The sequence below is a fragment of the Acrocarpospora catenulata genome, from assembly GCF_018476525.1.
GTDB classification, from domain to species: Bacteria; Actinomycetota; Actinomycetes; order Streptosporangiales; family Streptosporangiaceae; genus Acrocarpospora; species Acrocarpospora catenulata.
Genome location: NZ_JAHCST010000099.1, coordinates 1 through 21,110, shown reverse-complemented (window position 1 = coordinate 21,110; position 21,110 = coordinate 1). Strand labels below are relative to the sequence as shown.

Here is a 21,110-nt window from a genome sequence, read left to right as displayed (position 1 = left end):
AAAGGGGGGGGGGGGGGGGGTGGGCGGGGTAGCCTCGCCGCCGTGGGTGAGGTTCTGGGGCGTGTTCTTGTGGTGGATGACGATGAGGTCATCCGGCAGCTCATCGCGGTCAATCTGACCTTGGAGGGCTTTGATGTGTACACCGCGTCTGACGGGCAGGACTGCCTGGATCGGGTGCGGGAGGTCGATCCGGATGTCGTCACGCTGGATGTGATGATGCCGCGGCTGGATGGCTGGGAGACGGCGAGCAAGTTGCGTGCCGATGAGATGACCACGCATATCAAGGTGGTGCTGATCACGGCTCGGGCGCAGGAGGAGGACAAGCGGCGGGGGATGCGGATCGGGGTCGATGCGTATCTGACGAAGCCGTTTGATCCGGCGGAGCTGATCCAGTTGGTCCGCGATCTGGCCGGCGGAGCCACAGAGACGGCTACAGGAGCCAGCTGAATCTCCGGGTCAGTCGGCACCGCCCGGTCGTTCGGCGTGTGGGCAGGAGCCGCCCGGTCGTTCAGCGCGTGAGCAGGAACCACCCGATCGTTCGGGACAGGAGCCGCCCGGTCATTCGGCGTGGGCAGGGAGCCTTCCGATCATTCGGCGCATGAGCAGGAACCACCCGGTCAGTCGGCGCGTGAGCAGGAGGCGCTGGGTCTGTTGGCGAGCCGGTCTCTTCGGAGGTGGAGCGCGGGTGGGTCCGGAAGCGGACGGGCGCGTAGTGCGGGTGGGTCCGGGGAGCTTTTGGGGGCGTTTATGGTCAGAGGTATGAGCTTCGTACTCGCGGTGTGGCGGGAGAGCGAGCCGATCAGCCGGGCTGTGGCGCGGGAGCGGTATCTGCATGTGGATACGCCGGTTTTGAAGGAGAGATTTCCGGATGAGGAGGTCAGTGGGGGGCTGATCAGGATCCAGGTTGAGCGGGCGGACGAGGTGTCGCGGGCGGTGTTCGCGTTCGCGCGGGATGAGGGGCTCGTCTGTTATGACCCGCAACGGGATCTGGTGCACAACCGCGAGCCGCTCGGCGCTTACCCGGGGATTCAGTTGCACACCGGGGACGGCATGGTGGTGATCGATCCGGATCTGGGGCTGGTGCACGACGTGCTGGGGACGATGTCGGCGCAGAATCCGTTTGTCGCGCTGGTCGCCTTCGGGCGGCATTTCATGCAGGTCTCGCCGGACGAACAAGGCGGGTTCGAGGTCGAGTTCAAGGAGGGCGGGAGCATTCGCGCCGCCCGGGTGCCGGGCCTGACCGACGTGCGGGCCTGTTTCCTCTCGTACGCCTCCGGCGACCGTTCGTTCCTCAACGCCTACGACTGGGCCTGACCCGGCGGCCGGGAGCCGGGACTCCCGGCCGCAGCGGAAATCACGTCGTCGAGAACGTGAACCAGTTGACGTTGACGTAGTCGGCCGGCTGGCCGCTGGTGAAGGTCAGGAAGACCGTGTGGGTGCCGGTGGTGGCCGCGATGTTGGCCGGGACGGTGCGCCAGCTCTGCCAGCCGCCGGTGTTGGCGAGGGCGAAGCTTCCGATGACCGGGCCGGTGCGGCTGTCCAGCCGTACCTCGACCAGGCCGCTGACGCCGGCGGCGGCGCCGGAGGCCACCCGTGCCTTGAACTGCGTGGCGGCGGTGGAGCCGAAGTTGACGTTGTCGTAGCGGAGCCAGTCGCCGTTGCCGATGCCGCCGATGTTCTGGCCGCCGCCGGTGTCGGTGGTGGTCTCCTTGAAGGTGCCCTGCTGGGCCTGGTGCGCCTCCGCCTGGATGGTCGAGCGCGCGTCCACGCCACCGCCGGGCGGCGGTGAGGAGGGCGGCGGGGTGGTGGGGGCCCCGCTCTGCCAGACCGCGACGTAGTCGACGACCATGGGGCGGCCGGAGACGGTCGCGGCGGTGGGGGTGCCGAAGCCGGCGACGCCGTTCGGGAAGCCGCCGCCCATAGCCACGTTCAAAAGGATGAAATATCCGGTGTGGCTGGTCATGTTCGACCAGGTTGTCGCGTCGAACTGGGACTGGCTGACGCTGTGGAACTGCTGGCCGTCCACGTACCACCGGAGCTGGTTGGGAGTGACGCTGCGGTCCCATTCGAAGCGGTAGGTGTGGAAGGCCGACTGGCACGACGAGCCGGGGCAGGCGCGGCTGGCGCCGAGGCCGTTGGTCTCGTTGCACGGGCCGCCGGGGCTGACGCCGCAGTGCAGCACGCCCCAGACGGAGTTGATGCCGTTGACGTTCTCCATGATGTCGAACTCGCCGATACCGGGCCAGTTCCAGTAGTTCCCCCGGTACGGGGAGCCCAGCGCCCAGAAGGCCGGCCAGTAGCCGAGCGCGGCGGAGCCGGTGACGTTGGGCATCTGGATGCGGCCTTCGATGCGCAGGATGCGACCGGCGGCGGGCTTGAAGTCGGCCCGGCGGGTCTCGATCCGGGCGGAGGTCCAGTTGCTGCCGCTGCCGATGGGGGTGATGCGCAGGTTGCCGGAGCCGTCCAGGCTGACGTTGGCGGGGTTGGCGGTGTAGTTCTGGATCTCGCCGGTGCCCCAGTTGCCGGGGCCGCCCGGGTAGCCGTGGCCGGTGTCGATCTGCCAGTTGGTGGAGTTGGGCAGGGATCCGGCCGCGCCGTTGAAGTCGTCGGACCAGACCAGGCTCCAGCCGGAGGGGGTGGCGGGCACGGCCGCGTTCGCGCTCATCGCGTTGAGCAGGACCAGCGGCAGGGCGGCCGCGATCAGTAATCCGATTAGAGAGCGTTTTCTAACTCGTACGGATTCCATGGAGGAACCTTTCGGGAGACGAGATAGCGCAACCACCGGCGATTAGGGTTACTTTGCGCCTTGGTCCAACACCGGTCAAGGCCCTCAAGTGAGAATTTAGAGAGCGCTCTCCATGTTCGAGACCTGAACACTGGCGAGCGCTCCGAGCACGCCCGCGCGGTCCCCCAGCGCCCCCGGCACCACCGAGAGCACCGCCGCCGCGCTCGGGATCGCCAGCCGGTGCACCACTTCCTGGAGCGGATCCACCAGCAGCGCGCCGGCCTCCGCCAGGGCGCCGCCGACCACCACCAGGCCGGGGTTGAGGATGTTGCAGAGGCTGGCCACCGCGACCCCCAGGTGCCGTCCCGCGTCACCGATCACCCGCCGGCAGCCGACGTCCCCCGCCAGCGCCAGCTCGACCAGCCGGGGCACCGTGATCCCCGGTCCGTGTGTCGCTCTGACCAGCTCAATCAGGTACAGCCCACCCGCCAGCGTCTCCAGGCACCCCCGGTTGCCGCACCGGCAGAGCCGCCCGTTCTCGTCGATGGTGATGTGCCCCAGTTCCCCCGCCGCGCCGCTCGCCCCCCGGTAGATCCGCCCGTCGATGATGATGCTGGCCCCCACCCCGGAGGCCACCTTCAGGTACGCCACGTCCCGCCGCCCCCGCGCCACCCCCCAGGTCGCCTCGGCGATCGCGCCCAGGTTGGCGTCGTTGTCCACGTGCACCGGCAACCCCAGCCGCTCCCCCAGGGCCAGCGCCGGATTGATGCCCACCCACCCCGGCAGGATCGTGCTGGACCCGAGCACCCCGGTGAGCGGATCGATCGGACCCGGAACACCCAGTCCCACCCCGAGCACCTCCTGGCGGTCGGCGCGCAGCGCCGCCAGCAGCTCGTCCACCAGCGTCTCCGCGGCCAGCAGGCCCTCCGCGGCGCTGGTGTCCACGTCCAGCGGGATGGCCTGCTCGGCCAGCACCCGCCTGGTCGGCTCGGCGACCGCCACCCGCAGGTGGGAGTGGCCGAAGTCGATGCCGACCAGCAGCCCGGGCTCCGGTGCCAGGGTCACCGCGTTCCGCCGCCCGCCGCCCGAGCTGATCGCGAGTACGCCCAGGTCGCGCAGTTCCCGGACGATGGTCGACACGGTGGCCGGGGACAGGCCGGTGGTCCGGGCCAGTTGCGCCTGCGTGAGCGAGCCCGCCTTCCGCACCGCCTCGGTCACCATGCGCCGGTTGGACTCGCGAAGCGAGGACAGCGAGTTCGCCATTTAACGATCTCCAATGTTCAGATCCTGAACCTACACCCCTTGACTGGGCGGGAAAATAGCCGCATTCTCACAGAGAGCGCTCTCAAAAGAGAGGGGGCATACGTGCCCACTTTCATGGTCATTATCAGCGCGGAAGGCCAATACGCCCTCTGGCCCGCCGACAGCGGCCCGCCGCCCGAGGGCTGGCGCGCGACCGGGGTCGACGGCGTCCACCAGCAGCACCTGGACCACATCGCCCAGGTGTGGGGGGTCCACGGCACGATCGTGTGACCCGTCCCCCGTACTGCCGCACTCTTTCAGTAGAAGGCGGCGTTCATCCCCCGTCCATCTTCTGACGAGCGCTCAGGTGGATTCCCGCACGACCAGTTCGGTAGGCAGGAGCACGGGCGCGGACTGGTCGGGGTCCAGCAGGAGGCGGGCCAGTTCGCGGCCCATGCGCAGGGTTGGCTGCCGCACGGTGGTGAGCGGCGGATCGGTGTAGACGGCCGAGGGCACGTCGTCGAAGCCGACCACGGCGACGTCGTCGGGCACCCTCCGCCCGGCCTCGCGCAGCGCCTTCAGCGCGCCGAAGGCCATCATGTCGGAGGCCACGAAGACCGCGTCCAGCGCGGGATCGTCGTCCAGGAGCTGGCGCATGGCGAGCGCCCCGGAGTCCCGGGTGAAGTCGCCGATGGCGATGATGGAGCGCCGCCCGGAGTCCCTGAGCACCTCGCGGTAGCCGTTCAGGCGGTCGATCCCGGCCACCATGTCGGGCGGCCCCGCGATGGTGGCGATCCGCCGCCGTCCCCGCTCGACCAGGTGCGAGACGGCCTGCATCGCCCCGGACACGTTGTCCATGTCCACGTACGGCAGCCCGTTCCCGGTGATCGGCCGTCCGCTGCACACGACGGGGATGCCCAGCCGGGCGAGGACGGCGGGCAGCGGGTCGGCCCCGTGCATCGAGGCGACGATCACCCCGTCCAGGTGCCCAGCGGTGGTGTACCGCTCGACCCGCTCGTGCCCGCGCGCCGACCCCGCGAGCATGAGCACCAGCTGCTTGTCGGCGAGTTCCAGCTCCTGGGAGACGCCGCGGATGATCCCCGCGAAGGTGGGGTCGTCGGAGAACACCCGGACCGGCGGCTCGGAGAAGACCAGCGCGACCGTGTCGGCCCGCTGGGTGACCAGGCTGCGCGCGGCGAAGTTGGGCACGTACCCGAGTTCCTCGACCGCGCGCAGGACCGCGCGCCGGATGTCCTCGCCGACGCTGGCCGAGCCGTTGACCACGCGGGAGACGGTGGCCCTGGACACTCCGGCCCTGGCCGCGACCTTCTCCAGCGTGGGGCGGGTGGTCACAGGCCGTTCCGCCTGATGACCTCGCGGTACCAGTGGGCGCTGTCCTTGGGGGTGCGCTCCTGGGTGGCGTAGTCGACGTAGACCAAGCCGAAGCGCTTGTCGTACCCGTACGCCCACTCGAAGTTGTCCATGAACGACCAGACCAGGTAGCCGCGCAGGTCCACCCCGGCGGCGATGGCGGCGTGCGCGGCGCGGAAGTGGGCGTCCAGGAACTCGATGCGGCGGTTGTCGGCGACCCGGCCGCCGGCCAGCACGTCGTCGAAGGCGGCCCCGTTCTCGGTGATCACGAGCGGCACCGGCGGGTAGTCGCGCTTGAGGCCGACGAGCAGCTCGGTGAGGCCGTCGGCCTCGATCGGCCAGCCCATGGCGGTGGTCGGTCCCGGCTTGTCGATGAAGCCGATGCCCTCGCTGCCGGGGAAGACCGGGTTGGCGGGCTGGCCCGGCCGGGGTTCGACCTGGAACGGGTGGTAGTAGTTGACGCCGAGCATGTCGATGGGCGCGCCGATCAGCGTCAGGTCGCCGTCGCGGACGAACGACCAGTCGGTGAAGCGCTCGGCCCTGCGGATCACGTCGGTGGGGTACTCGCCGCGCAGCACCGGGTCCAGGAAGATCCGGTTGAGGATGCCGTCGGGCACGGCCACCGCGGTCAGGTCGGAGCCGCGGACGGGGGCCAGGTTGAGCGTGATGCCCACCTCGCGGGCGCCGGCCCGGCGCAGCTCCCGGGTGGCCAGGCCGTGGCCGAGCAGCAGGTGGTGGGCGGCGGCGAAGGCCGCCCCCGGCTCGGTACGGCCCGGCGCGTGCAGCCCGGCCGCGTACCCGAGGAAGGCCGAGCACCACGGCTCGTTGAGGGTGGTCCACATGTCCACCCGGTCGCCCAGCCGCCGGTGCACGATCGCGGCGTACTCGGCGAACCGCTCGGCGGTGTCCCGGCTGGTCCAGCCGCCGTGGTCCTCCAGGGTCTGCGGCAGGTCCCAGTGGTAGAGGGTGAGGATGGGCGTGATGCCGTGGCCGCGCAGCTCGTCCACCAGGCGGTCGTAGAAGTCCAGGCCGCGCGAGTTGGCCGGGCCCGAGCCGTCCGGCTGGATGCGCGGCCAGGCCACGGAGAAGCGGTAGGCGCCCATGCCGAGCTCGGCCATGGTGGCCACGTCGGCGGTGTACCGGTGGTAGTGGTCGCAGGCGACCTCGCCGGTGTGGCCGAGGTGCACCTTGCCGGGGGTGCGCGCGAACGTGTCCCAGATGGAGGGTCCCCGGCCGTCCTCGCGGGCCGCCCCCTCGATCTGGTACGAGGCCGTCGCCGTTCCCCACATGAAGCCTGGCGGGAACTCCAGGATCCCCTGGGCCAACTCCGTGGACACGGTCATGTCGCCTCGCCCCTCCCCGCGCCTCCCCGTGAGAGCGCTCTCAGGCAGCATTGCGGCTGGCCGCCCCGCCTGTCAAGGCGACCGAAGATGCACACGATTTTCAGGTGGCTCGTGATGGCCCATTGACTTGACGTTAACGCGCGGTTAGCTTCCCACGTCTGAGAGCGCTCTCTGAAAGCCCCCATGCGGGCGCACCCCGCAAGCTCGGTACCGAGGAGGTAACCGTGCGTTTCAGGACAGCCGTCGTGGCCGCCGCCATGATGGCCGCCGCACTCGTCGTTCCCGTCGTCACCGCGTCACCGGCCAATGCGGTCACGGTGGGCGCGGGCAGCTACGCCACCACCCGCCCCGCCGGCACCGTCGGCCCGTCCAACAACGCGGGCGCCGCGGTGACCCCGAAGGTCACCTCCCGGATGGCAGGCCGCGCCGTGCCCACCAACGACTGGTGGTCGTCGCTGGTCTTCCAGCGGTTCCCGGGCAACCCGTCAACTGGACGCTGACCGGGACCGCCAACGCCACCGCGCCGGCGAGCTTCTTCTCGGTCGCCCTGCTCCCGTCCAGGGCCGCGCTCTCGCTCTTCCAGCAGTACGCCTACTCCTTCGTCACCAACACCACGATGAGCTGGTCCTACAACGCCGGCAACGGAAACCTCACCGCCACCTACGCGGCCACCACCACGGCGCGGCAGGGCAGCCAGACCGGCACCCTGTTCGCGCTCTACCGGCACCAGTGGCTGAACAGCTCCGACGCGCTCACCACCTACACCTACAACTCGCCGCGCGGCCAGATGAAGGTCAGGGCGGGCACGTCGTTCAGCACGGTGTCCAAGTTCAACGGGGTGCTGCCCGCGCTGCCGATCTCGCCGAGCGCCGACACCACGCGCATCCGCAACGACATCGACGCCGAGCTCAACGCGGCCGACCCGTACAAGGGCGCCGTCGACACCTACTGGACCGGCAAGGCGCTCTGGCGGCTGGCCGCGCTCATCCCGGTGGCCAACCAGATCGGCTACCCGGCGGGGCGGGACAAAGCGATCAACCTGGTCAAGACCCGGCTGGCGGACTGGCTGACGGCCGGATCCGGCGAGACCGGGCGGCTGTTCGCCTACGACTCGTCCTGGGGCACGCTGATCGGCTACCCCGCCTCCTACGGCTCGGACGCCGAACTCAACGACCACCACTTCCACTACGGCTACTACGTCCTGGCGGCGGCCATGGTGGCCCAGCACGACCCGGCCTGGGTGTCGGATTCCCAGTACGGCGGCATGCTGAAGCTGCTGGTCAAGGAGTCCGCCAACTGGGACAGGAACGACACCCGATTCCCGTTCCTGCGCAACTTCGACCCGTACGCGGGCCACGCCTGGGCCGCCGGGCACGGCGCGTTCGCGCACGGCAACAACCAGGAGTCCTCCTCCGAGGCGATGATGTTCAACGCCGCGGCCGTGCTGTTCGGCCAGGCCACCGGGGACACCGCGCTCCGGGACATGGGCATCTACCAGTACACCACCGAGCGTGACGCGATCGGCCAGTACTGGTTCGACAAGGACAACGCGATCTTCCCGTCCAACTACCCGCACGACACGCTCGGCATCGTCTGGGGCGCGGGCGGGGCGTACGCCACCTGGTGGACCGCCAACCCCGAGGAGATCCACGGCATCAACATGCTGCCGATCACCGGCGGCTCGCTCTACCACGGCGCCTGGAAGGCCGACATCCTGCAGAACGTGGCCGAGATCAGGGCCAACAACCCCGGGCAGGAGGTGGAGTGGCGGGACGTCATCTGGGAGTTCCTGGCGATGAGCGATCCGGCCCAGGCGCAGTCGCTCTGGCTGGCCAACAACCCCAGCCCGGAGGACGGCGACTCGCGGGCGCACGCCTACCACTGGATCACCTCGCTCAACACCTGGGGCACCCCGGACCACTCGGTGACGGCCAACGTGCCGACGTACGCGGTGCTCAACAAGAACGGCGCGAAGACCTACATCGCCTACAACGTGTCCGGCTCGGCGGTGACGGTGACGTTCTCCGACGGCGCGACACTGTCCGTCCCGGCCAGGGCGATGGCCTGGCGGGGCGCGGCCGGCAGCGGCGTGGAACCGGGCAACGGCAGCGGGCCGAGCCCGTCTCCGTCTCCGAGCCCGAGCCCGAGTCCGAGCCCGAGCCCGAGCCCGTCGCCCAGTCCCAGCGGCGGCTGGAACGCCCGGTCGATCATCCAGGCGGAGGCGTACAACGCCCAGCAGGGCACCGCAGTGGAGACCACCACCGACACCGGCGGCGGTCAGAACGTGGCCTACATCGCCAACGGCGACTGGCTGCGGTTCGACAACGTACGCTTCAACGGCGAGTTCCAGTTCAAGGCGCGGGTGGCCTCCGGCGCGGCCGGCGGCATCAGCGGCCTGGTCCAGGTCCGGCTCGGCAGCCCGACGGCCACCCCGATCGGTCAGTTCGCGGTGGCCAACACCGGCGGCTGGCAGACCTGGACCACTGTGCCGGCCAACATCACCACCACCACCGGCACCCAGACCGTCTACATCACCTTCAGCAGTGGCCAGCCCGCTGATTTCGTCAACATCAACTGGTTCACCTTCGACGTGAGCTGAGCACGCTGTCCATCGCCGGGCGGGAGCGCTCCCGCCCGGCGGTAGCAGCCGCTTTCGCGCCAGACGTGTCGCCATTTATCGTCTTCTAGAGGCTGGCTCGCATTTTCGTCCCCCGGGAAGCCCGCCCGACCCCCGCAAGGTCGTGAGAGCGCTCTCCCGACGACGCAGTAGGCGAATTCACAATCCCGTAACCGTCGTCTCACATCGATTGACATCACGTCGTTAACGGATAAGGCTTCCGGAATCGCTCTCTCATGAGCGTTCCCGGTAAAGCTTTGGAGGAAGGGTCCATGTCACTCCTCTCACGCCCCGCACGTCTCACGGCCATCGCGGCCGGTGTGGGCTTGGCCCTGGTCGCCACCGGATGCGGATCCACTGAGACCTCGACGCCGTCCGCCGGCAGCAGCGTCTCCGAGGAATGCGCTCCGTTCGCTGAATACGGCTCGTTCGCCGGCAAGACCGTGAGCATCTACTCCCCGATCCGGGACACCGAGGCGGACCTGTTCGAGCAGGCCTGGGCACCGTTCGCCAAGTGCACGGGCATGAAGATCACATATGAGGGCACCGGCGAGTTCGAGGCGCAGATCCAGGTCCGCGCCGACGCCGGCAACCCGCCCGACATCGCTTTCTTCCCCCAGCCCGGTCTGCTGGAGCGGTTCGCCAAGGCGGGCAAGCTCAAGCCGGCTTCGGACAAGGTCAAGCAGCTCACCGAGCAGAACTGGTCCCCTGACTGGGCCAAGTACGCCACCGTCGACAACGTCTTCTACGGCGCCCCCCTCGGTGCCAGCGTGAAGTCCTTCGTCTGGTACTCGCCCAAGATGTTCCAGGAGAAGGGCTGGGCCATTCCCAAGACCTGGGACGAGCTGATGGCCCTGTCCGACACCATCGCGGCCACCGGCATCAAGCCCTGGTGCGCGGGCATCGAGTCCGGCGACGCCACCGGCTGGCCGGCCACCGACTGGATCGAGGACGTCATCCTCCGCGAGCTCGGTCCCGAGGAGTACGACAACTGGGTCGCCCACAAGCTCGCCTTCAACGACCCGAAGGTCGTCGCCGCGGTCGACAAGGTCGGCGCCATCCTGAAGAACGAGAAGTACGTCAACGGCGGCTACGGCCCGGTCAAGTCCATCGCCAGCACCGCCTTCCAGGAGGGCGGCGTGCCGATCACCGAGGGCAAGTGCGCCCTGCACCGGCAGGCCTCCTTCTACTCCAACTTCTGGCCGGAGGGCACCAAGGTCGCCGAGGACGGGGACGTCTTCGCCTTCTACCTGCCCGGCAACGACCCGGCCAAGAAGCCGGTGCTCGGCGCCGGTGAGTTCGTGGCGGCCTTCGCCGACCGTCCCGAGGTCCAGGCCGTCCAGGCCTACCTGGCCGGCAAGGAATTCCCGAACACCCGGATGAAGCTGGCCACCTACGTCTCCGCCAACAAGGGCGTGGACCTGGCCAACGCGCAGAACCCGATCGACAAGCTCTCCATGGAGATCCTCCAGGACCCGAACACCATCTTCCGGTTCGACGGCTCCGACCTGATGCCGGCCGCCGTGGGCGCGGGCACCTTCTGGAAGGGCATGACCGACTGGATCAACGGCAAGGACACGAAGTCGACCCTCGACTTCATCGAGGCCTCCTGGCCCAAGTCGTAGGTAACAGCTCAACAGGTGACTGACACGTCCGGCTCCGGCATCGCCCGGAGCCGGACGTGCCTGCCCCGAGGGAGACCCCCCACCTCATGGATCTGAACTTCGACTTCGCGGCCGAGTCCCCCAAGCTCGTCCAGCTGCTGCTCGGCGTCGTCGCCTTCTGCGCCTTCATCGGCCTCATGCTGCTCCTGCTGGACCGCGCGCCAATGCGCCAGAAGGCCAGGCTGCACGCGTTCATCCTGCTCGCCCCCGCGCTGATCCTGCTGGGCATCGGCCTGGTCATCCCGGGCATCCGGACCACCCTGCTCTCCTTCATGAACGGCGACAGCAGCAGCTGGGTGGGCCTGGAGAACTACTCCTGGATGTTCACCCAGCCCGAGGCGCTCACCGTGCTCCGCAACACCCTGATCTGGGTGCTCCTGGTGCCACTCCTGGTCACGGCCATCGGCCTGGTGTACGCAGTGGTGGTGGACAACACCCGCTTCGAGGCGCTGGCCAAGTCGCTGGTCTTCCTGCCGATGGCCATCTCGTTCGTCGGCGCGGGCATCATCTGGCGTTTCGTGTACGCCTACCGCCCCGAGGAGAGCGACCAGATCGGCCTGCTCAACCAGATCGTGGTCCTGTTCGGCGGCACCCCGCAGCAGTGGCTGCTGGATCCCCCGATCAACACGCTCTTCCTGATCATCGTCATGGTCTGGATCCAGGCCGGCTTCGCCACCGTGGTGCTCTCGGCGGCGATCAAGAGCATCCCCTCGGAGATCGTCGAGGCCGCCCGGCTGGACGGCGCCACCCCGGTGCAGATGTTCTTCCGGGTGACCATCCCGGCCATCCGCCCGGCCGTGATCGTGGTGCTGGTGACCCAGTCGATCGGCACGCTGAAGCTGTTCGACATCGTCCGCACCATGACCGGTGGCCAGTTCGACACCAGCGTGATCGCGAACGAGATGTACAACCAAGCTTTCCGCTACGGCGAGACGGGCAAGGGCGCGGCCCTGGCGGTCTTCCTGTTCGTCCTCGTCACGCCCATCGTCGTCTACCAGGTCCGTAATCTTCGGCAGAACCGGCAGGCCTAGATGACCACCATCGCCACCCCGCTCACCCAGACCGGCGCCCACGCGCACACCCCCTCCGCCCGGGTGCGCCGACGGCTGACCAGCCATGGGGCCAGCCTGATCGCGATCGTCATCGCGCTGCTGTGGACCACGCCCACCTTCGGCCTGTTCCTGTCCTCGTTCCGGCCGGAGGACCAGATCAAGCAGACCGGCTGGTGGACGTTCTTCGCCGACCCGCAGCTCACCCTGGAGAACTACCAGTCGGTGCTGTTCGGCACCTCCTCCTCGTCGGGCCAGATGGCCAGCTTCCTGATCAACTCGCTGGTCATCACCATCCCGTCGGTGCTCTTCCCGGTGGCGCTGGCCGTCTTCGCCGCGTACGCGCTGTCCTGGCTGGACTTCCGCGGCCGGGACTGGATCTACATCGGGATCTTCGCGCTCCAGGTGGTGCCGCTGCAGATGGCGCTGGTGCCGCTGCTGTCGTTCTTCTCCCAGGGTGTGGAGCTGTTCGGGGTGACCGTGCTGCCCGCCTGGGACCTGGAGGGACCGGCCAGGTTCATCCAGGTCTGGTTCGCCCACACCTGCTTCGCCCTGCCGCTGGGTGTCTTCCTGCTCCACAACTTCATGTCCGAGCTGCCCGGCTCGCTGATCGAGGCGGCCCGGGTGGACGGCGCCACGCACGGCAAGATCCTCCGTACGATCGTGTTCCCGCTGGTGGTGCCCGCCATCGCCGCCCTCGGCATCTTCCAGTTCCTCTGGGTCTGGAACGACCTGCTGGTGGCGCTCATCTTCGCGGGCGGCACCGCCGACTCGGCCCCCATGACGGTACGGCTGGCGCAGATGGCCGGCACCCGGGGCAACGAGTGGCAGCGCCTCACCGCCGGCGCCTTCGTCTCCATCATCGTGCCGCTGATCGTCTTCCTGTCGGCCCAGCGGTACTTCGTCCGGGGGCTGCTGGCAGGCGGCATCAAGGGATAGCGCTGGAACCGTTAATGAGAAATGCGCGGCCTGCAATAAAATCGTGTGTCAGTTGACGTGCTCCGACCTGCGGCCACGCAGGCGGCGCATTTTCTCATAAATGCGGAGGGACCCAATGAAGCGCCCCACTTTGGAGGCTGTCGCCGCGCGCGCCGGGGTCTCCCGGGCCACCGTCTCCAGGGTCGTCAACGGTCAGTCGACCGTCGGTCCTGAGATCCGCGACGTGGTGATGCGGGCGGTGCGGGAGCTGGGCTACGTGCCCAACTCGGCGGCGCGCAGCCTGGTCACCCAGCGGACCGACTCGATCGCGCTGGTCGTCTCCGAGCCGCCCACCCGGGTGTTCTCCGACGACCCCATGTTCTCCACGGTGATCCGGTCGGCCAGCGTGGAGCTGGAGGCGGCCGACAAGCAGGTGGTGCTGATGCTCAGCGGCACCGCGCAGAGCCATGCCCGGGTGGAGCGATACATCGCCAGCGGCCACGTGGACGGCGTCATGCTCATCTCCATGCACGGCGCCGACCCGCTGCCCGCCGCGATCACCCGGATGGGCGTGCCCGCCGTCTCGTACGGCCGGCCCGCCGTACCGGTGGCGCTGCCGTACGTGGACAACGACAACGTGGGCGGCGCCGAGATCGCGGTGCGCCACCTGCTGGAGCGGGGGCGGCGGCGGATCGCCACCATCGCCGGGCCGCAGGACATGATCGGCGGGCAGGACCGGCTGACCGGCTACCGGAACGCGCTGCGCGACTCCGACCGGCGCTCGATCGTGGCGGTCGGCGACTTCACCCGGGAGTCGGGCGCCATCGCCATGCGCCAGCTGCTGGAGGACGACCCCCAGCTGGACGCGGTCTTCATCGCCAACGACCTGATGGCCATCGGCGCCATCCAGGCCCTCCGCCACGCGGGCCGGAGCGTGCCGGACGACGTGGCCATCGTCGGCTTCGACGACATCGAGGCGGCCAGGTACACCGACCCGCCGCTCACCACCGTCCGGCACCCGATCATCGAGCAGGCGGCGGCCATGGTGAAACTGCTGCTCAGCCTGCTGGAGGGGGACGAGAACGCGGCCAGCCCGGTGATCCTCAACACCGAGCTGGTGATCCGCGAATCAGCCTAGGGCTCCTTTGATCCTGGCCAGCGCGTTGAGCGGGGCCAGGCCGTAGGCGTAGAAGTCGACGCCCTGGGCTCCGGCCGCCTTGGCGGCGCGGACCTTGGCGGCCAGGCGTTCGGTGGCGTCGGTCTCGCCGAACGGGCCGATGTCGGGCACCCCCGGGCGGAGCACCGTGCGCAGTTCCCGGTCCTTGCCCACCGAGCGCTGGTAGGCGGCCACGTCGTCGGCCACCCTGGCCGCGTCCCTGGCGTAGCCGAGCACCGCGAAGGAGGGCACGATGTCGCCGAGCGCGACCAGGTCGACGCCGAGCTGCCAGGCGTCGTGCGCGGCCAGACCGGCCGGGGGCAGGCCGTCGGCGTAGCCCTTGGCGGCGCCGGTGCCGTCGATGTAGGTGAGCTTGGCCCCCTCCTCGGTGACCGCGGCGGCCACCTCGGCCACCAGCGTGGTCACCGTCTCCGAGCGGGCCCGCGCGTAGGCCACCACCTCGGGCCCGGCGTACGCGGTGAGCGCGGCCCTGGTGACCTCGCCCTGAGCGGGCAGGTCACCGTCCAGTACACCGCCGACGATGCGGGCGCACTCCTCCCTGGCCACCTCGGCGTGCACCCCCAGGTCGGTGGCGCGGCGCAGGCAGTGGTCGCAGAAGCAAAGGCCGAACAGGAAGGCGTCCATCGGGCCGAGCGGGACGGCCAGGCGCTGGGCGGAGAAGGTGGCGAAGTGCAGTGCCTCGGCCACCACGCTGGCGAAGCCCTGGCGGGCCACGGCGCGGGCCAGCGCCACCGCGTACCCGCGGGTGTCGGGGTGGGCCGGGCAGAGGTCGGCGGGGAAGCCGTGGTCGCCGAAGCAGTTCCGCACGGTCACGTCGGGGTGGGCGGCGCCCAGCGTCGGGTTGCGCAGGAAGACCGCCCAGCCGTGCGCGCTCAGGCCGCGGTCGGCGCAGGCTCGGCGCACCTCGGCCAGCGGGTCCTTGTCGGCGCCCGGCTGAAGAGGCGGAACGAGGCGGCCGAACAGCCCGTCCGGGACGGGGAAGTGCACGCCGTCCTGGCGCTGGGTGATCCGGGTGACGCCGTGCGGGGTGACGTCCCTGGTCCGGTGGTGGGCGGCGGCCACGGTCACCCCCGCGGCGCCGTACCCGGTGATCCGGTCCAGGACCGGGCCGAGGCCCTCCCCGGCCAGATCCTCGGCGAAGACGTACACGGAGGTGTCCACTACCGCCCCTTGTACGCCACGAAGTCGATCTCGACGAGGATGTCCATGAGCTGGGAGCCGACCGTGGTCCGAACCGGGTACGGCTCGTTGAAGTAGGACTTGTACACCTCGTTGTAGGCGGCGAAGTCCTCCTTGAGGTTCTGCAAATGCACGGTGGCCTTGACCACGTCGTCGAAGCCCAGGCCCTGCGCGGCCAGCACGGCGGCCAGGTTGCGCAGGGTCTGGTGGGTCTGGGCCGCGACGTCGGCGCCGACCACCTCGCCGGTGGCCGGGTCGAGCGGCCCCATGCCGGAGGTGTAGACGAAGTCGCCGACCACCAGCCCCTGCGAGTACGCGCCGACCGGGGCCGCGCCGTCGGAGGTCCGGATCTCCCGCTTTCCGCTCATCAGCTCTCCTAGAAATAAGTCGTGATCAAGTCGACCACCAGGTGGTCGTCGTCCACGACGGGCAGCACCCGCCACTTGTCGAACGCCGTGCACGGGTGCGAGATCCCGAACCCGACCAGGTCCCCGGGGCGCAGGCCGTCCGCGTCAAGGTAGGCGTGCTGGTCCTGGATCTTTTTGACGATGAGGCCGCGCGTCTGGGTGATCTCGCCGTCCCTGCGCAGGTGGCGGGCCATCGGCAGGTCCAGGTCGTACGGCACGTCGCGCTTGCCCATGGCGACCAGGGCCAGGCCGGGCTCCGGGGTGGAGATCACCTGGGCCCAGACCTCGATCGCGGGCTGGAGCACGTCGGCCAGCGGGCTGCTGCGGGCGTAGAAGCCCTCGTCGTGGCCGAGGTAGGCGCCGCTGCGCAGGATGACGTGCCGGTCCTGGAGTTCCTCGGCGACCAGGTCGAAGTAGGAGCTTCCCCCGGCCGAGACGATGGGTTCGCCGTCCGTCAGCGGGGTGACCAGGTCGGCGGCGCGGCTCAGTTCGCGCAGGTAGGTGCGGACGGCGTCCGGGCCCTGCTGGGTGCCCTCGTATCCGGCCACGCCCGCGAGTTCGACGCCGGGGGTGGCGACGACGGCCTCGGCGACCTCGCGGAGCTGCTGGAGGGTGCGGCAGCCGGTCCGGCCGCCGGGGTGGCCCAGTTCCACCAGGACCCGGAAGGGAACCCCTTTCGCGGCCGCCGAGAGCGCGCTCACGCCCTCTTCCGAGTCGGCGAAGATCAGGCATTCGAATCCGGCCGCCAGCTCGCCGGCGAGCCAGCGGAGCGCTCCCACGTCGTAGCATTCGCCCGCCAGCAGCACCCTGGGCACGCCGAAGTGGCGCAGCGCCAGGACCTGGGCGGCGGTGGCGGCGGTGGCGCCCCAGGCGCCCGCGCGCAGCTGGGCGTGGATCAGCTCCGGGGACATGCTGGTCTTGGCGTGCGGCGCGAAGGTGAGGCCGTTGGCGGCGGCGAACTCGGCCAGGGTGGTGATGTTGCGCTCCAGGGCCGAGGCGCGCAGCGTCATCACCGGCCAGGTGAAGGCGCCGCCGAAGAGGGACGGGCGGGCCGCCAGGAAAGCGGCCCGGGTGGTGGGTTCCGGGAGCAGGAAGCCCCGGGTTCGCCAGTCGATGACCAGGTTTCCGGCTTCTTCGCCGAAAGCGGGGGTTGAGAACAAGGCGGGGGTTGGGAGCATGGTCCGCCTCCGTTCGCCGAGTGGTATAGACCGCCCCGTGGATCGTACTGGACCTCAGGCGGCGCGCAGGGCACGGCCCGGGGTGGCGCCGGTCAGGCGGCCGTCGGCGAGCACCGGGACACCGGCCACCAGCACGTCGTCGATGCCCGTGGCGAGCTCGCGAGGGTTCTGGTACGTGGCCTGGTCGGCCAGCGTGGCGGGGTCGGCCACGATCAGGTCGGCGATCTGGCCCGGGCGGATCAGGCCACGGTCACCGAGGCGGAACCTGCGTGCCGGGTGGGCGGACAGGTGCACCGCCGCCTGCTCCCAGGTCAGGTCGGCGAGGTCGCGGACGTGGCGGGCCAGGTAGCGGGCGAAGGTGCCGTACGCGCGGGGGTGCGGGTGGCCGCCGAGGTGGATGCCGTCCGAGCCGCCGAGGTGGCCGGGGTCGCGCATGATCGTCCTTACGCTGCGGTCGGCCTCCGGGCCTTCGTCCGGGCGGGCCATCACGCAGCCCGCCTCCAGGCGGGTCTCGATCAGCAGCGTGCGGCAGAACTCCTCCACGCCGGTGCCGTGGCGTTCTGCCGCTTCCGGGAGGGTCAGGCCCTCCGCCCATTCGACGCCCGGCGCGTGGGCGAGGGTGAGGCGGTCCCAGACGATTTCTGACCATTCTCGCTTTATGCGTTCGCCCTGGGTGGTCAGCGTGTCCATGGCTGCGTCGATGTCGGCGGCGGGGACCCAGGCGGGCAGCACGACCATGCCCAGAATGGTGCTCCCGCGCATGTACGGATAGGTGTCGAAGGTCAGGTCAACGCCCTCCTCCCGGGCTTTCGCGGCCAGCGGCAGCAGATCGTCGGCAGGCCCGTGGTAATGCGAGACGTGCGCCTTCGCCCCCGAGCGCCGCGCGATCTCGATCACCTCGGCCATTCCCACCCCCGCCGAAGCCCCGTACCCCCGCATATGCGTCACGTATGGCAATCCCTGGAGCAGCGCGCACAACTCCGCCAGCTCCCCCGCATCCGCGTACCGTCCAGGCACATACTCCAGCCCCGACGAGAGCCCCACGGCCCCCTCACTCAGCCCGCGCTCCACTCTTGTCCGCATCGCCAGGAGCTCATCGCGATCGGCAGCCCTTTCGGCCGCCCCCATCACGTCATACCGAACCGTCCCATGCGGCACCAAATACGCGGTGTTCACGGCGGCCTTCTGGTCATACCCCGCCAGCAGCTCCCCCACGGAAACCGCCCCGTCCACCCCCGGATGCCACCCGTTGATCGCCGCAAAATACCGGCTGACAAACTCCAGTGCCGACCTCGACGAAACCGGCGCGAACGACACCCCATCCTGCCCCAGCAGAATGGTGGTCACCCCTTGACGCACCATCGCCAACTGCACCGCAGGCTCAAAAACCTTCGCATCCCCATGCGAATGACAATCCACAAACCCCGGCAACAACACCCGCCCACGAGCATCAATCACCTGCCGAGCCTCAACCTCCCCCAACCGCCCGACCCCAATGATCAAGCCATCCTTTATCCCGACATCTCCATGACTTGCCGGCTCCCCTGTCCCATCCACAACCAGCCCGCCACGAACAAGAACATCAAGATCCATCCTCTGATTGAATCACTCAGAGCGTGAGATGGCCTCAGAGCGCCTGATCGACGGCCGGGCGGATCTTGTTGGGCTTGGTAGCCCGGACGGGCTCGAAGTCGACCCAGTAATGGTCACCGCGCCGCATTGTCCAGCCCGTCATCTGCGGTTGTCTCCCAGAGCGGCGCGTCGTCCCCGCATTCCCACTCCTCAAAAGCGGCCGTGTACGCCTCTTCCAGATCCATGACTCTCCTTTAGTCGGATGTGGGGATGAGATCGCGGCTCGGGTACCTGGGGCAGGAGGGGGCAGGGAGGAGTGGATTGGTTTGGAGGATTTTGCGGGCCTCGGTGCGGGCCTGGTTCCAGCCGTTCCAAGGGTCGGGGGTGCGGAGGTGGTTGAGGGTGATTATTTCCTGGAGGACGCAGGTGCGGGTGGGTTCGGGGAGGCGGTTCAGGGCCGGGACGGCTTCCGCGCCGAGGCCGCCCAGGTAGTCCGCGTCGAGGCGGTCGATGCCGCGTACGGCGTGCTGGGTTTCGGCGATCTTCGCGTCGGGGTTCCAGAGGGCGAAGACGAGCAGGGAGGCTCCCGTCAGCAGGACCATCGCGCGGGGGAGCCAGCTGGCGTCGTGGCGGCTGAGGCGGACCGCGCCTGCCGCCAGGACCAGGACGAAGACGGCCGCCAGCCACCAGATGGTGGCGCCTACCGAGGCGCGTAGCCGGGTCAGGCCGTACGCGTCGGTGTAGAGGCCGAGGCGGTGCAGGGCGGAGGCCAGGATCACCAGGGTGAACGCGCAGAGCAGGCCGAGCAGGCCGGCCAGGATGCGGCGGTCGAGTTCGCCGCGCGGCTCCAGCAGGGCCCAGCCGACGGCTACCACGCCCAGGACGAAGAAGCTCACGGTGACCAGCTCGAAGAAGCCGGATCTGGCGTACTCGGCGTAGGTGAGGCCTGCGGTTTCCAGGACTCGGCTGTTGCCGCCGAAGAGGACGGTGATCTGCACGGTTACGAACGCGGCGAAGAGGAGGTTGAGGCCGGTCAGAGGCATCACCCAGAGGGTGCGGGCGACCGGGATTCGGTTGTACGGGACCCGGGGTTCGGCCACCGGGCGGAGTGCCACCAGTACGGTCGCCGCCACCAGCGCGCCGAAGATCGCGAAGAGGAAGATTCGCAGGGGGAGGGTGTCGGCCCAGTCCGGGGCGGTGAGCAGGTCGTTGGCGAAGGACGAGAAGACCGCGTCGGCGGCCGAGAAGAGCAGGCCGAAGACCACGATCAGGCCGATGGTGATGGTTACGCTCACCAGCACCGGCATCAGCCGGCGCCGTTTGAGGACCGCCTTGACCGGTGCGGCCAGGAACCATGGCACCGGGAACACCGCCAGGCCGACCGACAGTCCGCCGCGGATCGCGCTCAGCCATCCCCGGCCGCCTCCCGACACGGCCAGGGCCGCGATCAGGAAGGCCGCCAGCAGCGATGGCAGCACCACCCACTCGGCGTCCCGGATCAGCGCCACCCCGACCAGGGCGTACGCCAGCAGTCCGAATGCCACCGACCATACCGACAGCCGCGTCCGCGCGGCCGGCCACGCCGCCAGTCCCATGGCGACCGCCGTCAGGGCCACCCCCAGCCCCACCGGCGCGTACGGCACCGCCATCGCCGCGACTACACCGACCACCGTCACCACCGGCAACAGCCACCGGGGAGTCTCCGGGAGGTTGGGCTTGGGGAACAGCGGTGGGGGGACGTACACCGGTGGTGGGGGTGGGGTATAGCGTGGCGGACTCGCCATGACCGGCTGCACGGAAGCAATACCCGCCTGATGCACGGGACCGGGACCCGCCGGATACCCAAAGGCAACACCGCCCGGGTACCCGGAACCCTGCTGACGCCCAGGAGCAACACCAGCCGAGTACCCGGGACCAACACCTTGCTGACCCCCAGAAGCAACACCCGCCGAATGCCCAGGCGCAACCCCCTGCTGACCCCCGGAAGCAACGCCAGCCGGATGCCCGGAAGCAACCCCCTGCTGACCCCCAGAAGCAACACCTGCTGGATGCCCAGGGGCGGCACCCTGCTGACTCCCGGAAGCAACGCCAGCCGAATGCCCGGAAGCAACCCCCTGCTGACCCCCGGAAACGACACCAGCCGAATGCCCGGAAGCAACCCCCTGCTGACCCCCGGAAACGACACCAGCTGGATGCCCAGGGGCGGCACCCTGCTGGAGTTCGGAAGTCGCGTCCGGCGCGAGGGCTTCTTGATCAGCCACGGTCTCCTGACCCTGTGCGGGGTTCTCGGTCGGCGTGTTCTCCGTTGCGGCCTTGTCTTCGTCTTTGTCGTTGGCCATGGGGGTCTCTCCAGACCTTTCAATGGTTGGGGCTTTCATCCCCGGGGTCACAAGCCATGGGTAGGGTGCTCGAGCGGCTGCTCGGGCTGCGGCGCGGGAGCCGATGGCGGCGCCGCCGATAGCTCCGGCAACGGGCATGAGTCCGAGGAGGAGCAGGACGCTCTCCCCGATCAGATCGCCCACAGGAATCGCCAGGAAGAGCGCCAGAAGGAACCCGCCCCCCATACCGACCCCGGCACCAACCCCCGCCCTGAGCCCGGCACGCGCCCCCGACCGCAACGCCGCTGCCCCGCCCTCCCAGCCCGTCCCCTGATTACCGGGGGACTCCC

At 69.5% G+C, this 21,110-nt stretch carries 18 protein-coding genes; 9 read left to right on the top strand and 9 right to left on the bottom strand.

The features are described 5' to 3' along the window. Nucleotides 1-42: 42 nt before the first annotated feature. Nucleotides 43-447 (top strand): response regulator transcription factor, encoded by a 405-nt coding sequence (locus tag KIP79_RS44540; RefSeq protein ID WP_214111126.1) that lies wholly within the window; start codon nucleotides 43-45, stop codon nucleotides 445-447. Between the two features lie 312 nt (nucleotides 448-759). Continuing rightward, complete coding sequence (locus KIP79_RS44535; RefSeq protein ID WP_214111125.1) at nucleotides 760-1,314, top strand: hypothetical protein; 555 nt, start codon at nucleotides 760-762, stop codon at nucleotides 1,312-1,314. A 40-nt stretch (nucleotides 1,315-1,354) separates the two neighbouring features. Here the strand turns inward: KIP79_RS44535 and KIP79_RS44530 are convergent, their stop codons facing one another. Beyond that, nucleotides 1,355-2,746 carry a glycoside hydrolase family 16 protein gene (locus KIP79_RS44530; RefSeq protein ID WP_214111124.1) on the bottom strand — a complete coding sequence of 464 codons (1,392 nt, stop codon included), beginning with the start codon at nucleotides 2,744-2,746 and terminating at the stop codon, nucleotides 1,355-1,357. Between the two features lie 96 nt (nucleotides 2,747-2,842). After that, entirely contained in the window at nucleotides 2,843-3,988 is a 1,146-nt protein-coding gene (locus tag KIP79_RS44525; protein WP_214111123.1) for an ROK family transcriptional regulator, read from the bottom strand. Between the two features lie 102 nt (nucleotides 3,989-4,090). Here KIP79_RS44525 and KIP79_RS44520 point away from each other — a divergent pair, with 102 nt between their 5' ends. After that, nucleotides 4,091-4,258 carry an MbtH family NRPS accessory protein gene (locus tag KIP79_RS44520; protein ID WP_214111122.1) on the top strand — a complete coding sequence of 56 codons (168 nt, stop codon included), beginning with the start codon at nucleotides 4,091-4,093 and terminating at the stop codon, nucleotides 4,256-4,258. A gap of 72 nt (nucleotides 4,259-4,330) precedes the next feature. Here KIP79_RS44520 and KIP79_RS44515 read toward each other — a convergent pair whose 3' ends face one another. Together KIP79_RS44515 and KIP79_RS44510 are read right to left on the bottom strand one after the other, a co-directional pair. Continuing rightward, nucleotides 4,331-5,320, bottom strand: a complete 990-nt coding sequence (locus KIP79_RS44515; RefSeq protein ID WP_214111121.1) for a LacI family DNA-binding transcriptional regulator — start codon at nucleotides 5,318-5,320, stop codon at nucleotides 4,331-4,333. Then, the gene (locus KIP79_RS44510) at nucleotides 5,317-6,681 is read right to left on the bottom strand and encodes a GH1 family beta-glucosidase (RefSeq protein ID WP_214111120.1); all 1,365 of its coding nucleotides are present in this window, start codon (nucleotides 6,679-6,681) and stop codon (nucleotides 5,317-5,319) included. Before KIP79_RS44510 ends, KIP79_RS44515 begins: the two co-directional genes overlap by 4 nt. Nucleotides 6,682-6,905: 224 nt before the next feature. Between KIP79_RS44510 and KIP79_RS44505 the strand changes: the two genes are divergently transcribed. The 6 genes from KIP79_RS44505 (at nucleotide 6,906) to KIP79_RS44480 (ending at nucleotide 14,067) form a co-directional block, all read left to right on the top strand. Then, nucleotides 6,906-7,181 (top strand): hypothetical protein, encoded by a 276-nt coding sequence (locus tag KIP79_RS44505; protein ID WP_214111119.1) that lies wholly within the window; start codon nucleotides 6,906-6,908, stop codon nucleotides 7,179-7,181. Next, a complete protein-coding gene (locus tag KIP79_RS44500; protein WP_214111118.1) occupies nucleotides 7,127-9,280 on the top strand; it encodes a glycosyl hydrolase in 2,154 nt (717 codons plus the stop codon). Before KIP79_RS44505 ends, KIP79_RS44500 begins: the two co-directional genes overlap by 55 nt. Nucleotides 9,281-9,570: 290 nt before the next feature. Beyond that, nucleotides 9,571-10,923 carry an ABC transporter substrate-binding protein gene (locus KIP79_RS44495; RefSeq protein ID WP_214111117.1) on the top strand — a complete coding sequence of 451 codons (1,353 nt, stop codon included), beginning with the start codon at nucleotides 9,571-9,573 and terminating at the stop codon, nucleotides 10,921-10,923. A gap of 92 nt (nucleotides 10,924-11,015) precedes the next feature. Further along, nucleotides 11,016-11,993: a carbohydrate ABC transporter permease gene (locus tag KIP79_RS44490; protein WP_372453760.1), complete on the top strand. Its 978-nt coding sequence runs from the start codon at nucleotides 11,016-11,018 to the stop codon at nucleotides 11,991-11,993. Then, a complete protein-coding gene (locus KIP79_RS44485) occupies nucleotides 11,994-12,950 on the top strand; it encodes a carbohydrate ABC transporter permease (protein ID WP_214111115.1) in 957 nt (318 codons plus the stop codon). Nucleotides 12,951-13,065: 115 nt separating this feature from the next. Further along, nucleotides 13,066-14,067 carry a LacI family DNA-binding transcriptional regulator gene (locus KIP79_RS44480; RefSeq protein WP_214111114.1) on the top strand — a complete coding sequence of 334 codons (1,002 nt, stop codon included), beginning with the start codon at nucleotides 13,066-13,068 and terminating at the stop codon, nucleotides 14,065-14,067. Here KIP79_RS44480 and KIP79_RS44475 read toward each other — a convergent pair. From KIP79_RS44475 to KIP79_RS49940, 5 genes are all read right to left on the bottom strand, one after another. Next, nucleotides 14,059-15,267 carry a hypothetical protein gene (locus KIP79_RS44475; RefSeq protein ID WP_214111113.1) on the bottom strand — a complete coding sequence of 403 codons (1,209 nt, stop codon included), beginning with the start codon at nucleotides 15,265-15,267 and terminating at the stop codon, nucleotides 14,059-14,061. The two genes, KIP79_RS44480 and KIP79_RS44475, sit on opposite strands and share 9 nt — an antisense overlap. Next, a complete protein-coding gene (locus tag KIP79_RS44470) occupies nucleotides 15,267-15,653 on the bottom strand; it encodes a Rid family detoxifying hydrolase (RefSeq protein WP_214111112.1) in 387 nt (128 codons plus the stop codon). The genes KIP79_RS44475 and KIP79_RS44470 overlap by 1 nt, the downstream gene beginning before the upstream one ends. A gap of 8 nt (nucleotides 15,654-15,661) precedes the next feature. Beyond that, the gene (locus KIP79_RS44465) at nucleotides 15,662-16,870 is read right to left on the bottom strand and encodes an alanine racemase (protein ID WP_214111111.1); all 1,209 of its coding nucleotides are present in this window, start codon (nucleotides 16,868-16,870) and stop codon (nucleotides 15,662-15,664) included. Between the two features lie 54 nt (nucleotides 16,871-16,924). Further along, nucleotides 16,925-18,463 (bottom strand): N-acyl-D-amino-acid deacylase family protein, encoded by a 1,539-nt coding sequence (locus KIP79_RS44460; protein WP_214111110.1) that lies wholly within the window; start codon nucleotides 18,461-18,463, stop codon nucleotides 16,925-16,927. A 233-nt stretch (nucleotides 18,464-18,696) separates the two neighbouring features. Then, nucleotides 18,697-20,187 carry a DUF4153 domain-containing protein gene (locus KIP79_RS49940; protein WP_214111109.1) on the bottom strand — a complete coding sequence of 497 codons (1,491 nt, stop codon included), beginning with the start codon at nucleotides 20,185-20,187 and terminating at the stop codon, nucleotides 18,697-18,699. Nucleotides 20,188-21,110 lie beyond the last annotated feature (923 nt).

What these genes read in the sequence shown, in the direction of transcription:
- KIP79_RS44535 (WP_214111125.1), top strand. Translation starts at nt 760, where the DNA reads ATGAGCTTCGTACTCGCGGTGTGGCGGGAGAGCGAGCCGATCAGCCGG.
- KIP79_RS44530 (WP_214111124.1), bottom strand. Translation starts at nt 2,746, where the DNA reads ATGGAATCCGTACGAGTTAGAAAACGCTCTCTAATCGGATTACTGATC.
- KIP79_RS44525 (WP_214111123.1), bottom strand. Translation starts at nt 3,988, where the DNA reads ATGGCGAACTCGCTGTCCTCGCTTCGCGAGTCCAACCGGCGCATGGTG.
- KIP79_RS44510 (WP_214111120.1), bottom strand. Translation starts at nt 6,681, where the DNA reads ATGACCGTGTCCACGGAGTTGGCCCAGGGGATCCTGGAGTTCCCGCCA.
- KIP79_RS44495 (WP_214111117.1), top strand. Translation starts at nt 9,571, where the DNA reads ATGTCACTCCTCTCACGCCCCGCACGTCTCACGGCCATCGCGGCCGGT.
- KIP79_RS44485 (WP_214111115.1), top strand. Translation starts at nt 11,994, where the DNA reads ATGACCACCATCGCCACCCCGCTCACCCAGACCGGCGCCCACGCGCAC.
- KIP79_RS44480 (WP_214111114.1), top strand. Translation starts at nt 13,066, where the DNA reads ATGAAGCGCCCCACTTTGGAGGCTGTCGCCGCGCGCGCCGGGGTCTCC.
- KIP79_RS44470 (WP_214111112.1), bottom strand. Translation starts at nt 15,653, where the DNA reads ATGAGCGGAAAGCGGGAGATCCGGACCTCCGACGGCGCGGCCCCGGTC.
- KIP79_RS44465 (WP_214111111.1), bottom strand. Translation starts at nt 16,870, where the DNA reads ATGCTCCCAACCCCCGCCTTGTTCTCAACCCCCGCTTTCGGCGAAGAA.
- KIP79_RS44460 (WP_214111110.1), bottom strand. Translation starts at nt 18,463, where the DNA reads ATGGATCTTGATGTTCTTGTTCGTGGCGGGCTGGTTGTGGATGGGACA.